Raw genomic sequence first — 15,525 nt, 5'->3', positions numbered from 1 at the left:
CCGCCGCCGCGCGGTTGACGTCCACCATCCCCCCACCTTAAAAGATGTGGCCATTTTACACCCGGAGACGTCCCGCGAATGAATCCCATTTGGATGCTCACATTGCTCGTCGGCCTCTTCGCGGCCTTTGCGTGGAGCGCCAACCGGCGTTGGCAGCTCCTCAAGGTCGGGCGCGGGGAGGACGACCGGCTCGACCGGCTCGCCGAGCGTCTCAAAGGCACCTGGGAGTATGCCTTCCGCCAGCGAAAGATGGGTTACTACCCGCTCGCCGGGCTGGCGCATAAGCTCATCTTCTTTGGATTCCTGGTTCTCCTGCTCCGCACGACGATCCTGTGGGGGCGCGGCTTCGATCCGGCGTTCGACTTCTGGATCCTGGGGCATGCTCCGGTGCGGCTGCCGGGCATCGGCGCGGTGCCGCTCGGCGGCATCTACGAGTTCGTGAAGGACGTCATGGCCACGCTGGTCGTCGCCGGCGCGCTCGTGTTCATCTACTACCGGGCGATCAAGCGCGAGCGGCGCATGACCCTGTCCGGCGAGGGGCTGCTCATCCTCGGCATCATCGTCACCATGATGGTGGCCGACATGCTCTATGACGGCGCCGCGCTGGCGCTGCACCACCGCGGGTTCACGGCGGCGTGCGGCCCCGACGACGCGACGCTCTGCGAGCGCATCGCCACGGTGACCGCCCCGTTCGCGGGCGTCCCCGCGGACCCGGCGGCGCTCCGCTGGCACCTGTTCCCCGCCCCGGCGGGCTCGCTGTTCGCCGTGCTCCTGGGCGGCGCGGGCCCGGGGACCCTCGTCGTCCTCGCGCACATCGGGTTCTGGACGCACGTCACGCTGGTGCTCGTGTTCATGAACCTGCTCCCGCACTCGAAGCACTTCCACATCATCACGTCGATCCCGAACGTCTTCACGCGCGCCCTCGACCCGCGCGGCCGGCTGCCGCTCGTCGCGGGCAACGCCGAGGCGATCGGCGAGATGGTCATGAAGGCCGCCGAGGAGCCCGAGAAGGCCGCGCCGGTCGGCATCGGACGCATCGAGGACTTCACCTGGAAGGCGATCCTCGACTTCTACACGTGCACCGAGTGCGGCCGCTGCAGCGACAACTGCCCGGCCCACAAGACGGGCAAGATCCTGAGCCCGAAGCAGCTCACGCTCGACCTGCGCGATCACCTGTACGGCCGGGAGAGCGAGTTCATCAACCGGCCGGGCGGCCCGAGGGGCCTCGCCGGCGACGGCCACGCGACCCAGGCGAACGGGCAAGCCGGCGACGGCGCAGCGGCGCAGGAAGGCCAGGGAGCGGAGGCGCAGGAAGGCGCCGGGCACGCGGAGCAGGCGGCGCCGGAGAACCCGGTCCCGGTCCCGGAGGCGGTGTACAAACCGGTCGACCTCGTGGCGAACGTCGTCCACCCGGACGTGCTCTGGGCCTGCACGACGTGCCGGGCCTGCGAGGAGCAGTGCCCGGTGATGATCAGCTACGTCGACAAGATCGTCTCCATGCGCCGCCACCTGGTCCTCGTGAAGGGCGAGTTCCCGGCCGAGCTCGGGAATCCGTTCAACGCGATGGAGGTCAACGGCAACCCGTGGAACCTCGCGCGCATCGACCGCGGCAACTGGGCCGAGGGGCTCGAGATCCCGACCCTGGCCGAGAAGCCGCAGGCGCCCGTGCTCTACTGGGTCGGCTGCGCGGCGAGCTACGACGACCGCGCGAAGAAGATCGCGCGCGCGACCGCCAGGCTCCTGAAGGCGGCCGGCGTCGACTTCGCGATCCTCGGCCAGGAGGAGACCTGCACCGGCGATCCGGCGCGCCGCGCGGGCAACGAGTACCTCTTCGCGATGCTGGCCGAGCAGAACGCCGCGACCCTGAACGGCTACAAGGAGCAGGGCGGCATCCGGAAGATCATCACGACCTGCCCCCACTGCTTCAACACGCTCGCCAACGAGTACCCGGACTTCGGCGCGAAATTCGAGGTCGTGCACCACACGGACTTCTTGCTCGGCCTGGTCGCCGAGAAGAAGCTCGTCCCGAGGAAGCCGGTCGAGGGGAAGGTGGTCTTCCACGACTCCTGCTACCTCGGCCGCTACAACGACGTGTACGAGCAGCCGCGCGACATCCTGAAGCGCATCCCCGGCCTGCAGCTCGTCGAGGCCGAGGGGTGGAACCGGCAGAAGGGGCTCTGCTGCGGCGCCGGCGGCGCGCAGATGTGGATGGAGGAGCAGAACAAGGACCGCATGAACGTCAAGCGGACGCTGCAGCTGCTCCAGACCGAGGCGAAGACGATCGCGACCGCCTGCCCGTTCTGCCAGACGATGATCACCGACGGCCTCAAGGATCAGTCCAAGGAGGAGTCGATCCGCCAGCTCGACGTTGTCGAGCTGCTCGAGGAGAGCTGCGCCCTCGATCGCTCGGCCGGCAGCCACGCCGCCTCCCAGGAGGCCGCCGGTTCCCAGACGGTCGCGTCCGCCAGCGTCTGATCCCCTCCATATTCCGTTGCGAACGCACGCGGAGCCGCCGCGCCGCGGGGCTCCGCGGCGCACGGTTCCGCGTACTCGCCTACATTTGCGCCCTGGAACACCCCTGACGAGGATCAGGCGCAGCCTTCTCGTGCGTCCCGTCTCGGCCTGAGCTAGATTCGGCCGTGCCGCCGGAGGTGGATGTGATTGAAGGTGCTCTGAAGGGGACCGCGAACCTGGACCCCCGCCCTACGCCGGAGGGAACCGCAAACGCGGAGTACCGGCTCACGGGGACATTGACTCATCCGATCTGCATCTCGGTCGACGCGGTCGCCGACAGCGCGCTGCGCGCGCGTCAAGCAGCCTCGGGCGCCACCGAGCTCCGCTGCGACGTGTGCGACGCGGCCATCGAGGGAGAGCCCGCCGGGCGCGGCCTCTACGTGTGGTCGCGCGGCGATGAGCTCCGGATCGAGGAGCCCGCCCTGTGCGGCGGCTGCGCCGTCGCCATCGGGATGACCGCGCTGTCCGCCTGGAACGTCGAGGAAGAAGAGGGCTGAGCCTGCTTCCGCGGCCCGCCGTCAGGCGCGGGCCGCGCCGCCGCCCGCCGGGCGGAACCCTGGACATCAGAACGCCTCGCCGATCGCCAGGTTCACGGCGACGGGCAGCACATCGAACAGCTTGCCCGGACGCCTCTCGTCGTCGGGCCAGCCATCTGCCTGGGTCTCATCGCAGACGCCGAGCACCTGCATGCACGGGACGCGGTAGCCGACATCGAAGCGCAGCGGGCCGACGGGCGTTGTGTAGCGCAGCCCGACGCCCGTCGAGAGGTGCAGGCGCTGCGCGTCCGGGCGGAACAGCCGGTGCTCCCGGGTGACGTCGCTCGCGTCGGCGAAGATCACGGTGCCGAAGCTCTTGCCGAGCGGTATCCGGAGCTCGAGGCTCGCCTCCCAGAGCAGCCTGCCCCCGATGGGGACCAGGGGGGCGTCCTCGGCGTTCGCGTTCTCATCGGCTGTCAGGCTCGGCACGCGGGCGTGCGGGCCGACCTCGTTGTACCCGTATCCGCGGTTGCTTGTCGCGCCGCCGCTGAAGAACCCGCGGAACTGCATCAGCTGCAGGTCGGCCCCCACCTCTCTCTGGCACGTGTTCCTGGCTTCGCCCCCGAGGGCGTCGCACGCGGCTGGATCCAGGGAGGCGTCGCCGTAGTCGCCCGTGAACAGCCACCCGGTCATCAGGCGGAAGCCGAGGATCCATCGCCTCGAGACGGGGAGGTAGGCGCGAAACTCGGGCTGGAAGCGGATGTCGCGCGCGGAGTGAAACCGCTTGTTGCTCTCGTCCTGCTCGCCCACCACGGCCTTCGCCAGCGCGGTGTCGAACCCGAGATAACCGGCCAGCTGCGTGTCCAGCGCGACGTAGTAGCCGTGATGGGGGGTGAGCCGGTCGGGCTTCCCCGCCCGGTTCAGACGGCGGTCATAGGACACGAGCGCCTGGAGGTAAGGAATGAAGAGGGTCCCGAAACCCGGGGGCAACGGTGCCGGGTTGTAGGTGAACGGACTGTTCAGCTGAACGTTGTAGAGGAGGGCCGCGTTCAGGTCCGATTTCAGGAAGGGCCGCTCGAGGCCGATGGAACCGACGTACTCGCGGTAGCCGACGATCGCGTGGTCCGAGGGCTCCTGAGGAGGATTTGAAGCACTTCCTGACTCCCCCTCGCCCGTGGCGGCTTTCTGGCCAGGCTTGGTGCAAAACTCACCGGTCTGCGGGCAATAGAGCTTGAACGAGCCGCGCAGCACCGCGGCCGTGCGCCGCTCGAACGCCCCCGGCTGGCGGAGCTCGGACCGCAGCTGGATCTCCGGCAGGAGGCGGAACGTGTCCCCGAGCTCCTTGCCGAACAGGTTCGCGAACTCCACCGGATAGAAGACCAGCCCCGGCCGGGCCTCGATGTTGAAGCGCCGCAAGCCGCCGAGGAAGTTGCGATCCTCCCACCCGGCGACGAGGTGCGCCTCGACGCGCGAGCCGACCTCGGCGCCGCCGCCGAGCTTCACGGCGCGCAGCGCGGCCGGCTCCACGGAGAACGTCACGGGGACGACCGGGTTCCTCGGCTGCCCGGGGGGCGCGAGCTCGGGCTTCACGGCAACGGCGCCGAACACGCCGAAGTCGGCCAGCGCCTGCTCCGCGTCCGCCAGAGCCGCGGTAGAGAAACGCTCGCCCTCCTCGATGCCGATCGCCGTCCTGACGGGCGCCTCCGGCAGCTCGCCGAGCCCCTCGAGCTTGACCTCGCCGAACGTGCTCTCGGGGCCGAGCTCGATCGTGTAGCGGACCCGCGCCTCGTTCTTCACGAGGTCGACGTCGACGTGCCCCTCGACGGTCGCGTAGGCAAAGCCGCGATCCGTGAGGACCCGGAGCAGCGTCTTCTTCAGCTCCTCGTACTCGTCCTCGTCCAGGCGCTCGCCGATCCGGAGCCGGCCCTTCGCCTCGGTCACCGGCCGGGCGACGTCCTTGCCCTTCTCCAGGGTCCAGTCCCGCCACTGGAGGTCCACCGACGCGATCTTCACCGGCTGTCCCTCGGAGACGACGATGCGCACCCGCACGCGCCCCTCCTTGCCGGGGCCGCCGGTGCGCTGCACCCGCGCCGCGCGGGCCCGCGCGTTGTAGAACCCGCGCGCCCGGTAGTACCGCTCGATGCGGGCCAGGTCCCGCTCGAGGACGAACCGATCGAAGCGCTCGTACTCGACCGTGAGCGCGTCCCAGATGCTCAGGATTGGCACGGGTTGGAGCACGCCGCCGAGCAGATGCGAGCTCTCGGCCGTCGCGATCCGCCCGGCGAGTTCGTCGCCGCTGATCACCTCGTCACCGTCGAAGGAGACCTCCTCGATGGCGCAGCCGCTGAGATCGGGACGCGTGCACGCCGGCGGCTGACGCGAAGCGGCACAGGCGGAAACCCCGAGCGCCGCGCACATCGTGAGCGCTGCGGCGACGAACCGAGCCAGCGGGACCTGAACACCTGAAAGAGAACTTTCGGTTGAGCCGGCGGCGATGCGATCGCCTCGGTGGGCGCGATGGCGAGGATTCAACGTTACGCCTGTATTTTCGATATGCTGCCGTCCGCTTCGGCCGCCGGAGTCCCGCTCCGAGTCTGAGTGGGCCTTCGGAGAGCGGCGCGAGCGAGGGAGAGCCTACGAGATGGCAGAGCCGACGCAAAAGGAACCTGGTGCCGCTGGGTACCCGGGATATGGATTGCCGAACGAACCTGGGGCTCACGGGGTGCCCGCGAGCGCAGGCGCGCCCTTCGGAGGTCCGCCCCCCGAGGAGCGGCGCGGCGCCCTGAAGGCGCTGGTGGCGCTCGGCGGCCTGGCCTATGCCGGCGCGATCGCCGTGCCGGCAGCGAGCTTCATCGCCGGTCCCGCCGCTGGCAACGCCGGCTCGGCGGGCGGGCGCGAGCGCTGGGTCCGGGTCGGGCGCCTCGCGGATCTGCCGCCGGACGAGCCGCGGCGCCTCAAGGTGATCGGCGAGGAGCGCGACGCCTTCACGGTCGCGAAGGACCAGATGCTCGGCGCGATCTGGATCATCCGGGAGGGCGAGAAGATCCGCGCGTTGAGCGCCACGTGCCCCCATCTCGGCTGCGGGATCGAGCTCCACGGCGACAAGAAGAGCTTCAACTGCCCGTGCCACTCGTCGCGCTTCGCCCTGTCGGGGGCGCCGGAGACGGGGCCGTCCCCGCGCCCGATGGATCCGCTCGCGACGCGCGTCGTGGACGGCTGGGTCGAGGTGGACTACCGGCGCTACCGTGACGGGACCGCCGCGCTCGAGGAGATCGCAGGATGAGCCTCGGCGATTGGCTGAACGAGCGCATCGGGTACCGCGAGCCGCTCCGTCGCCTGCTCGACGAGCCCATCCCCGGCGGCGCGCGCATCGGCTACGTCTGGGGAGGCGCGCTCGCGCTGCTGCTGCTCGTCGAGGCCGTCACGGGCGCGCTGCTCATGTCGGCCTACGCGCCGAGCGCGACCACGGCGTGGGCGAGCGTCGCGCACATCAACTTCACCCTGCGCGCCGGGTGGCTCATCCGGGGCCTCCACTACTTCGGAGCGCAGGCGCTCGTCATCCTGATCGCGGTCCACGTGGCGCAGATCGCGATCCACGGGGCGTACCGCGCCCCGCGCGAGGTCGGCTGGTTCCTGAAGCTCGGCCTGCTCGGGGTGATCCTCGGCTTCGCCTTCACGGGCAACCCGCTCCCGTGGGACCAGGACGGCTACTGGGGGACGCGCGTCGAGACGGGCATCATGGGCGCGGTCCCCGTCGTCGGGCCGCTCACGCAGGAGCTCGTCGTCGGCGGCAGCTCGCTCGGCCACATGACGCTGACGCGGCTCTACACCCTGCACGTCTTCGTGCTGCCGGCGGTCACGGCCCTGCTGCTCGCCGCGAGCTTCGCGCTGTTCCGCAAGCACGGCTTCGGCGCGCCCCACGGCGCCAACCTCACGAAGGCGGACCGGTTCTACCCGAAGCAGCTCGGCATGATCCTCCTGGCCGGCGCGGTCGTGCTCGTCGTCCTCTTCGATCTCGCGGCCATCGAGCACGGCGCCCCCCTCGAGGCGCCCGCGGACCCGGTCAGCGACTACAACGCCCGCCCGGCGTGGTACTTCCGCCCGCTCTTCGAGCTGCGCAAGTTCTTCCCCGGCTCGCTGGAGCTCATCGCGACGGTCGGCCTGCCGGGGGTGATCGGGCTGTACCTCGCCCTGCTCCCGTTCATCGACAGGAAGCCCGGCCCGCTCCGCGCGCGGCTGCCGGCGCTCGCGCCGCTGTTCCTGATCGGCCTCGGGGCCGTGGGCTTCCTGGCGAAGTCGTACGCGTCCGACGCGAAGGACGAGGGCTTCCAGCGCTCGCAGGCGCAGAACGCCCAGCGGACCGCGCGCGCGATGGCGCTGTTCAAGCAGGGCGTCCCGCCCGAAGGCGCGCTCGCGATGCTCCGCAACGATCCCGAGATCCGCGGCGAGGACCTCTACAAGAAGGAGTGCGCGAGCTGCCACCGGCTGAACGATCTCGGGCCGCCCAAGGACAAGCAGACGGCGCCGGACCTCACCGGGTTCGGGACGAAGGCCTGGGCGCTCGAGGTGCTGAGGGACCCCGACGCCGATCACCTCTTCGGCAAGACGGCGTTCAAGGAGATGATGCCGTCGATGGTCAAGCCGCCCGCGGATCCCGAGGCGGCGAAGATGTTCACGCCGATGAGCGCGGCCGACCAGGAGACGATCGCGGCGTTCCTGGAGGCGCAGGCGCGCGGGGAGCCGAGCGCCGGGACGCCGGGAGAGACGCTGGTCCGGCAGCGGTGCACGAGCTGCCACCGGCTCGACGGCAAGACCGACGACGAGGAGTCGGCCGCGCCCGAGCTCCGGGGCTGGGCCTCGGTCGCGTGGATCGAGGCGCAGATCACGAACCCCGGCAGCGGCAAGGCCTACCCGCCGGCGGCGATGTCCAAGGATCTGGAGGGCCACATGCCGGCGTTCGAGGAGAAGATCTCCGCGAACGACCGGAAGGTCCTCGCCGCCTGGGTTCACCGCCGCGGCCGCGGCGAGCCCGCGGCCGCCGCCAGCGCGCCCGAGACGAAGCCCTGAGCGATCCGCTCGCGGGCTAGCGCCGTCCCAGACCTCCCTCCCTACACGCTCTCTCGATGAACGCCGGCGCGGCGCTCGCCGGAGCGCGCCGATCCGTTCGGGTCAAGGCGCGCTCTGGCCGGTGATCGCGCGCGCTGCGGTGTCGCGGCGCGCCGGCACGCGCGGTGCTCTGCGTCCCGAGAGGGGGAGCCGGTGGCGGCATCGTGCACGGTCGCCTCCACACCTGCGTGCGCGCGGCGCTCGCCCCGGCGGCGGCGCGCGCGAGCCCAGAAAGAGCAGGATCCGTGGACCTGGATGCGGCTGTGAAGCATCACTTCCCGTGGATCGCGGGCACGCTGATCGCGTCCGCAGCCTATTTTCAGGCAGCGGCGGTCTCGCACCTGCTCGGGAGGACGATCATCCCGGACAGAGCCTCCAGGATGGCTTCCCTGCCGCAGGTCGAACGCCGCGCGCAGCGCGACGATCTCCACGCCACGAACGCCGACCCGATCCTGCAGCGCAACCCGTTCGACTCGACGACGGGGCCGCTCCTCCCGCCGCCGGGCGGCGCTCCCGAGGAGCGCACGCCCGAGGCGGGCGGCGATCCGTGGAGCGATCCGCTCTGCGATGCCGGACGCGTGGTGCTCATCGCGGCCTCGCAGGACGACGCGTGGTCGTTCGCGGCGATCGAGGGCCCCGACGGGCGGACGCAGCTCCGGCGGCTCGGCGGCGACGCGCCGGGCGGCACGCTCGCGCGCATCGCCTGGGACCGCGTCTGGATCGTCGCGGGCGGCGCGCGCTGCCAGCTGCAGCTCGGGAAGAGCGCGCGCGAGAAGGCGCCGGAACCGCCGCCGCCGCGGCCTCAGGCGAGGCCGGTCGGGAGCGAGGACGGCATGAGCTCGATCCCCCCGGAGATCGCCGCCCGCATCCGGCGGGTGAGCGCCACGGAGGTCCACGTCGACCGGGCGGCGGTCGACCAGATCCTCGAGCAGCAGGCGCTCCTCATGCGCTCCGCCCGGGTGATCCCGGAGAGGCAAGGGGGCCGGGTCGTCGGGCTGAAGCTCCGGATCAAGCGGGGCTCGCTGCTCGAGTCGCTCGGGCTGGAGAGCGGAGACTCGCTGAGGTCGATCAACGGCTTCGACATCACCGATCCGCAGAAGGCGCTGGAGGCCTACGCGCGGCTCCGGACCGCGGACCACCTGTCCGTCGCGATCGAGCGCGGCGGCCAGCTGATGACCGTCGACTTCAACATCCGCTGACGACCTTGGCCCGGCGCTCGCGGGGCTCAGCCGAAGGCGTCGACGGCCGCCTTGGCCGCCCGGCCCGCCAGCGACGGCGGCGCGACAGACTCCCACCACGCCCCCGCGTGCCGCTCGGTCCATTCGGCGTCCATGCGGAGCGCGGCGAGCCGCTCGGACAGCTCGCGCGCCGACTGCGGCCGCCTCGCCGGATCCTTCTCGAGGCAGTCGAGCACGAGGCGATCGAGCGCCGGCGGGATCGGGCGCGCCGCGCGCTTCGACGGCGCGACGGGCACCTCCGTCGCGTGGAGCAGCACCGTCTTCATCGCGGTCTCGGCCTCGAACACGAGGGCGCCCGTGAGCAGCCAGTAGGCGACGCACCCGAGCGCGTAGATGTCGGTCCGGCCGTCGACCGGGCGATCGCCGAGCACCACCTCCGGGGCCATGAAGGCAGGCGTCCCGGTGATCGCGTTGTCCGCGGTCAGCGTGGAGGGGGCCGCGTCCTTCCTGCGCTCGGCCACCAGCCCGAAGTCGAGCACCTTCATGAAATCGAGATCCGCGCCGTAGCGGCACAGGAAGAGGTTGGCGGGCTTGATGTCGCGGTGCACCAGGAAGGCCTTGTGCGCCTCGTGGAGCGAATGGCAGACCTGCCGGAGCAGGTGGACCACCCGCGCGGGCGGCTGCGGGCCGTCCAGCTTGACGAGGGTGTCGAGGTCCATGCCGTCGAGCAGCTCCATCACGTAGTAGAACGATCCGTCGTGGGCGACGCCGAAGTCGAAGATGTCGATCGTGTGCGGCGACCGGAGCGCTGCGGTCGCCTGCGCCTCGCGCTCGAACCGCGCCTTCGCGTTGCCGCTGCTCGCCGCCTCGCCCTGGAACGCCTCCGGGCGGATCAGCTTCACGGCCGCGGGGCGCGCGAGCATCCGGTGCTTCGCCCGCCACACCTCGCCCATACCGCCGCCGCCGAGCCGCTCGACGAGGCGGTAACTGCCGAGCTCCCGCGCCGCGTCGAGCTTGCGCCCCAGCCCGAAGACCACGCGCGACACGAACATGGAGAGCGCCAGCGCGATGACGCTCGGGAAGAAGCGCCGGAACATCGCCTCGCGCGAGGGCACCTCCATGAAGTCCGACCGGACGAGCACCCAGAGGCACGCCGGCTCGGTGAGGATCGCCATCGTCGAGGTGAGCAGCGTGCGCACGCTCGGGGCCGGGACGATGATCGGGAACATCAGCACCCAGACGGCCACCGGCGACCAGCCCGGCAGCATCGGCCCCTCTGGCCACGGCTGCGCGCTGGTGACGACCGCGATCGAGGCGGCGCCCAGGATCTTGTAGGCGAACGAGAGATCGACGATCCACGACGGCGAGAGCAGCCGACGCCGCGCGGCGACGAAGAGCGCCGCCGAGAAGAGCATGAACGGCAGGTAGACCGCGAAGCGGATCGGGTGAGGGCCGAGCTCGAGGCCCGGGATGAGCTCGGACACGATGAAGCCGAAGGCGCCCACGAGGAGCGTGCACAGCGACATCCACGCGACGCGCCTCACCGCCTCCTGCTCGAGGTCCGGGGGGAGCCGCGGCGCCAGCCAGTCCCAGCGCGACCTCGCGCAGGTCCTGCTGGCGTCGGGGCCGAGAAATACGGTCTCGCTCATGACGTCGCGCGCGGCGCACGGCCGCGTCCGCCTGCATTGGGGGAGCACGCAGGCGGCGGGATATGGAAGAGCAGAGCGGCGCCCTCGCCGCACGCTCCGCCGGCTCGCCCTCCCCGCCCGCGCGGCGGCGTTACTTGGAGAAGACCTGCGCGGCCGCGAGCCCGGCGCCCTTCGTCGCCCTGAGGATCACCTTGCCCGGTCCGCCGAGCGGCAGCGGGTTCTTCCAGCAGCCCGAGGCCTTGCCGCCGAGCGTCGCCGCGGCGCCGGTGGTGCTGTCTTGCGCGAGGACGACGGGCGGGAGCGCGGGCGCCGGCTGCGACACGAGCTGGATGTCGAGCTCCTGGACGCCGATGCCGATGCCGACGACCGTGTAGCACTTGCCGGCCGAGATGTTGATGTCCTGCTCGAGCGTCTGGCCCTCCTGGAACTGCCCCGCGAACGGCCCGCCGTCCGCCTTCATGCCCGGGGCCTCCGTCGTGCCCATCCCCTGCAGGATCGGCGTCGCGGCCACCGCGGCGACCGGCGGGATCGGCGTGGCGACGGAGCCCGCGGGCGCGACCGCAGTGGTCGTGGGCACCGCCGTCGCGGTCGTGGTCGGCATCGCCGAGGCGCACCACTGACCCGGCGGGCACGGGTTGCTCGGGTCGATCGTCGGCTCCGGGGTCGACGAGCACGCGAGCGCTCCGAGCGCTGCGAGGGAGAGCGGGAGTACCTGGAAGACACGCATCATGAGAATGCTCCTTCGATGGGCATGAGCTCGCCCGATCACAGAACGAGGTGCCGGCGCTTCTTACACCGGCTGCGGTTCGACGTGTGGGTCGAGCTCACGAAGCAGCGACCTCGACAGCGAACGGCGCCGCGCAGCGCTGCGCGTCCGCTGTCGCCGCGCCGCTTTGCGCCCCGCGCGTGGCGTGCTATCCGAGGTCGGGCCTGCGCGGTCTTGCAATTCCAAGTAGTTAACCTATACACGTGTTCTGCGTCACCTGCGTGGGACGGTAGTGCGCGCCCAGTGGTGGACCTCCGCAGCGTGCCTTGCCCTCCTGGCCTACTCTGGCCCGGGCGGCGTGCTCACGCCGCATCAGGCCCGTACCGCTGTGTCCTGAGCGCCCGGCGTCGTCGCGCGGATTAACGCGCATCCGTCGGAGCAGCCATGAGCCAGGATCAAAAGCCCCCGCCCGCCGAAGGCAGCGCCCTCTGGTACAAGGACGCGATCATCTACGAGGTCCACGTCCGCGCGTTCAGCGACTCGAACGCCGACGGCATCGGCGACTTCGAGGGGCTCGTCGACAAGCTCGACTACCTTCAAGACCTCGGCGTCACCGCGATCTGGCTCCTGCCTTTTTACCCCTCGCCGCTGCGCGACGGCGGATACGACATCGCGGACTACGCCAACATCAACCCGTCTTATGGGACCCGGCGCGATTTCGCCCGCCTCCTGCGCGAGGCGCACCGCCGCGACATCCGCGTCATCACCGAGCTCGTCCTGAACCACACATCGAACGAGCATGAGTGGTTCCAGCGGGCGCGGACCTCGCCCAAGGGCTCGCGCTGGCGCGACTTCTATGTGTGGAGCGACACGCCCCACCGCTACAAGGACGCCCGGATCATCTTCAAGGACTTCGAGACGTCGAACTGGGCCTGGGATCCGGTGGCCAACGCCTATTACTGGCACCGCTTCTACTCCCACCAGCCCGACCTCAACTTCGAGAACCCGGACGTGCACGCCGCCGTGTTCAAGGTGATCGATTTCTGGCTGGAGATGGGCGTCGACGGGCTGCGGCTCGACGCCGTGCCGTACCTCTACGAGCGCGAGGGGACGAACTGCGAGAACCTGCCGGAGACGCACGAGTTCCTGCGGAAGGTCCGGCGCCACATCGACGCGAACTTCGCCGATCGCATGCTCCTCGCCGAGGCCAACCAGTGGCCCGCCGACGCCGCGGCGTACTTCGGCGACGGCGACGAGTGCCACATGAACTTCCACTTCCCGCTGATGCCCAGGATGTTCATGGCGGTGGAGCTCGAGGACAGCTTCCCGATCGTCAACATCCTGAAGCAGACGCCCGTGGTCCACGAGACCTGCCAGTGGGCGACGTTCCTCCGGAACCACGACGAGCTGACGCTCGAGATGGTGACCGACGAGGACCGGGACTACATGTACCGCGTCTACGCGCAGGAGCACACGGCGCGGATCAACCTGGGCATCCGGCGGCGGCTCGCCCCGCTCATGAAGACGCGGCGCAGGATCGAGCTGATGAACGGGCTGCTCTTCTCGCTGCCGGGGACGCCCGTCCTCTATTACGGCGACGAGATCGGGATGGGCGACAACATCTATCTCGGCGACCGCGACGGCGTGCGCACACCGATGCAGTGGAGCGCGGATCGGAACGCCGGCTTCTCCCGGGCGAACCCGCAGAAGCTCTACCTGCCGATCATCATCGACCCCGAGTACCACTACGAGGCGATCAACGTCGAGGCGCAGCAGCAGAACCCCGCCTCGCTCCTCTGGTGGATGAAGCGGCTCATGACCCTGCGCAAGCAGCACAAGGTGCTTGGCCGCGGCACGATCGAGTTCCTGCACCCGGACAACAGCAAGGTGCTCGCGTTCATCCGCGCGCACGGGGACGAGCGGCTGCTCATCGTGGCGAACCTGTCGCGGTACGCGCAGCACGTCGAGCTCGATCTCGCGCGCTTCGAGGGCATGGTGCCTGTCGAGCTGTTCGGCAGGAGCCGCTTCCCGGAGATCACGGGCCGCGGCTACTCCCTCTCGCTCGGGCCGCATGACTTCTTCTGGTTCGCGCTGGAGCCCGCGACGCCGGTGGCCTCCGCGGGCGAGAGCCAGGCGGTGCCCGCGATCTCGACGAAGGGCTCGTGGCGGGCGCTCCTCTCCTCCGACGGGCGCAGGGCGCTCGAGCCTGCGCTCGGGAAGTTCATCGCGGCACGTCGCTGGTTCCGCGGCAAGGCGCGCACCCGGCGCGCCACGGCGCTCGCGGACGTCGTCCCGATCGTGCGCAACGAGCAGACGGCGGCGGAGCACTACCTCCTGCTGGTGCGCATCGAGTACACGGACGGCTCGCCGGAGACGTACGTCGTGCCGATCGGCTTCGCCACGGGCGATCAGGCGCGGGCGCTCGCGACGCGCACGCGCCACGCGGTGATCGCGGACGTCACGGTGCGCGATCCGGACCCGGAGAGCGCGGCGTCGCCCGAGGGCGTCCTGTACGACGCGCTGACCACCCCGGAGTTCGCCGCGCTGATCCTCACTGCGATCCGGGCGCGGGGCGTCGCGACGGGCGCCGCCGGCGAGCTCCATGCCCTGCCGCTCGGGACGACGCTCGATGCGCTCGGCGCGGAGGGAGAGCTCACGGCGCGCATCGCCGAGAGCGAGCAGAGCAACACGACCATCATTTACGGCGACAAGCTGCTCCTCAAGATCTTCCGGCAGGTCGAGGAGGGCATCAACCCGGAGCTCGAGATCGGCAGGTTCCTGACGGACCAGCAGTTCCCCGCGACGGCGCGGCTCGCCGGGGCGATCGAGTACCAGGGCCGCGGTCGCGAGACGACCACGGTGGCGATGCTGCAGGAGTTCGTGCAGAGCCAGAGCGACGCGTGGAAGACCACGCTCGAGTCGCTGAACCGCTTCTTCGAGCGGGTGCTCGCCGACGAGGAGTCGGTGAAGGGGAGCGCGCCGCCCATGCCGGCCGGCACGCTCATCGACGCGTCGCGCGCGACGCCTCCCCCCGTGGTGAACCAGCTGATGGGCACCGATCTCGTGCGGATGCGGCTGCTCGGCGAGCGCACCGCGCAGCTTCACCTCACGCTCGGGAAGGCGAGCAAGGATCCTGCGTTCGGGCAGCAGCCGTTCACGACGCTGCACCAGCAGTCGCTGTTCCAGTCGGCGCACGGCATGCTCTCGCGCACCTTCACCCTGATCCGGAAGCGCGAGCGCATGCTCCCCGAGAACGTGCGCGAGCCCGCGGCGGCGCTGCTCGCGCGCGAGGCCGAGATCAACGCGAAGCTCCAGCAGGTCCTGTCGCGGAAGTTCAACGTCACCCGCATCCGCTCGCACGGCGATTTCCACCTCGGCCAGGTGCTCTCGACGGGCGACGACTTCATCCTGATCGATTTCGAGGGCGAGCCGGCGAGGCCGCTCAGCGAGCGCCGCTACAAGCGGTGCCCGCTCCGGGACGTGTCGGGGATGCTGCGCTCGTTCAACTACGCCGGAGCCTCGGCGCTCCGGGACAGCCGCATCCGGCCGGAGGACGTCGCCGTGCTCAAGCCGTGGACCGACGCCTGGGTGGCCTGGGTCTCCGCGAGCTACCTCGCGGGCTACCTGGACACGATCGCGCGCGCGCAGGCCGCTTCAGAGGCGCGGACCGACGACTCGGCGCCGTTCGTGCCCGCGAGCGACGCCGACACGGTGCTCCTGCTCGACTTCTACATGCTCGAAAAGTGCATCTACGAGGTCGGCTACGAGCTCAACAATCGGCCCGACTGGCTGGACATCCCGCTGCGCGGGCTGGAGCAACTGATTACACCCAAGGTGTAATTCAACGCCTGCCCTCTCCTCTTCCTCTCCGTTCAGCCGGTCAGAACGCATCGGGC

The 15,525-nt window shown here is 70.5% G+C and carries 10 protein-coding genes; 7 read left to right on the top strand and 3 right to left on the bottom strand.

The genetic code is table 11. The annotated features are described in order from the left end of the window. Nucleotides 1–93 precede the first annotated feature (93 nt). Both WMF17_RS02625 and WMF17_RS02620 read left to right on the top strand, forming a co-directional pair. Nucleotides 94–2,475: a (Fe-S)-binding protein gene (locus WMF17_RS02625; protein ID WP_437600390.1), complete on the top strand. Its 2,382-nt coding sequence runs from the start codon at nt 94–96 to the stop codon at nt 2,473–2,475. A 182-nt stretch (nt 2,476–2,657) separates the two neighbouring features. Continuing rightward, nucleotides 2,658–3,011: a hypothetical protein gene (locus WMF17_RS02620; protein WP_437600389.1), complete on the top strand. Its 354-nt coding sequence runs from the start codon at nt 2,658–2,660 to the stop codon at nt 3,009–3,011. 66 nt (nt 3,012–3,077) lie between these two features. On the opposite strand, the gene WMF17_RS02615 is transcribed toward WMF17_RS02620, so the two are convergent. Continuing rightward, complete coding sequence (locus WMF17_RS02615; RefSeq protein ID WP_437647931.1) at nt 3,078–5,294, bottom strand: autotransporter assembly complex protein TamA; 2,217 nt, start codon at nt 5,292–5,294, stop codon at nt 3,078–3,080. On the opposite strand from WMF17_RS02615, the gene WMF17_RS02610 reads away from it, so the two are divergent. From WMF17_RS02610 to gspC, 4 genes are all read left to right on the top strand, one after another. Further along, nucleotides 5,220–5,456, top strand: coding sequence for a hypothetical protein (locus tag WMF17_RS02610; RefSeq protein ID WP_437651496.1), 237 nt, complete (start codon nt 5,220–5,222; stop codon nt 5,454–5,456). The two genes, WMF17_RS02615 and WMF17_RS02610, sit on opposite strands and share 75 nt — an antisense overlap. A gap of 229 nt (nt 5,457–5,685) precedes the next feature. After that, nucleotides 5,686–6,273, top strand: coding sequence for a ubiquinol-cytochrome c reductase iron-sulfur subunit (locus tag WMF17_RS02605; protein ID WP_437647929.1), 588 nt, complete (start codon nt 5,686–5,688; stop codon nt 6,271–6,273). Next, nucleotides 6,270–8,057, top strand: a complete 1,788-nt coding sequence (locus WMF17_RS02600) for a cytochrome b N-terminal domain-containing protein (protein ID WP_437600386.1) — start codon at nt 6,270–6,272, stop codon at nt 8,055–8,057. Before WMF17_RS02605 ends, WMF17_RS02600 begins: the two co-directional genes overlap by 4 nt. 302 nt (nt 8,058–8,359) lie before the next feature. Next, on the top strand, nt 8,360–9,295 hold the full coding sequence (gspC, locus tag WMF17_RS02595) for a type II secretion system protein GspC (protein ID WP_437600385.1): 936 nt from the start codon (nt 8,360–8,362) through the stop codon (nt 9,293–9,295). A 26-nt stretch (nt 9,296–9,321) separates the two neighbouring features. Here gspC and WMF17_RS02590 read toward each other — a convergent pair whose 3' ends face one another. Both WMF17_RS02590 and WMF17_RS02585 read right to left on the bottom strand, forming a co-directional pair. After that, nucleotides 9,322–10,923, bottom strand: coding sequence for a serine/threonine-protein kinase (locus WMF17_RS02590; RefSeq protein ID WP_437600384.1), 1,602 nt, complete (start codon nt 10,921–10,923; stop codon nt 9,322–9,324). Nucleotides 10,924–11,053: 130 nt separating this feature from the next. Next, the gene (locus WMF17_RS02585) at nt 11,054–11,653 is read right to left on the bottom strand and encodes a hypothetical protein (RefSeq protein ID WP_437647927.1); all 600 of its coding nucleotides are present in this window, start codon (nt 11,651–11,653) and stop codon (nt 11,054–11,056) included. Between the two features lie 420 nt (nt 11,654–12,073). Between WMF17_RS02585 and treS the strand changes: the two genes are divergently transcribed. After that, nucleotides 12,074–15,469, top strand: a complete 3,396-nt coding sequence (treS, locus tag WMF17_RS02580) for a maltose alpha-D-glucosyltransferase (protein WP_437600382.1) — start codon at nt 12,074–12,076, stop codon at nt 15,467–15,469. Nucleotides 15,470–15,525: the final 56 nt, after the last annotated feature.

Origin of the sequence: Sorangium sp. So ce362 (assembly GCF_051519845.1) — a bacterium.
Lineage (GTDB): Bacteria > Myxococcota_A > Polyangia > Polyangiales > Polyangiaceae > Sorangium.
This window is presented reverse-complemented; position numbering and strand designations above follow the sequence as displayed.

What these genes read in the sequence shown, in the direction of transcription:
- WMF17_RS02625 (WP_437600390.1), top strand. Translation starts at nt 94, where the DNA reads ATGCTCACATTGCTCGTCGGCCTCTTCGCGGCCTTTGCGTGGAGCGCC.
- WMF17_RS02600 (WP_437600386.1), top strand. Translation starts at nt 6,270, where the DNA reads ATGAGCCTCGGCGATTGGCTGAACGAGCGCATCGGGTACCGCGAGCCG.
- WMF17_RS02590 (WP_437600384.1), bottom strand. Translation starts at nt 10,923, where the DNA reads ATGAGCGAGACCGTATTTCTCGGCCCCGACGCCAGCAGGACCTGCGCG.
- WMF17_RS02585 (WP_437647927.1), bottom strand. Translation starts at nt 11,653, where the DNA reads ATGATGCGTGTCTTCCAGGTACTCCCGCTCTCCCTCGCAGCGCTCGGA.
- treS (WP_437600382.1), top strand. Translation starts at nt 12,074, where the DNA reads ATGAGCCAGGATCAAAAGCCCCCGCCCGCCGAAGGCAGCGCCCTCTGG.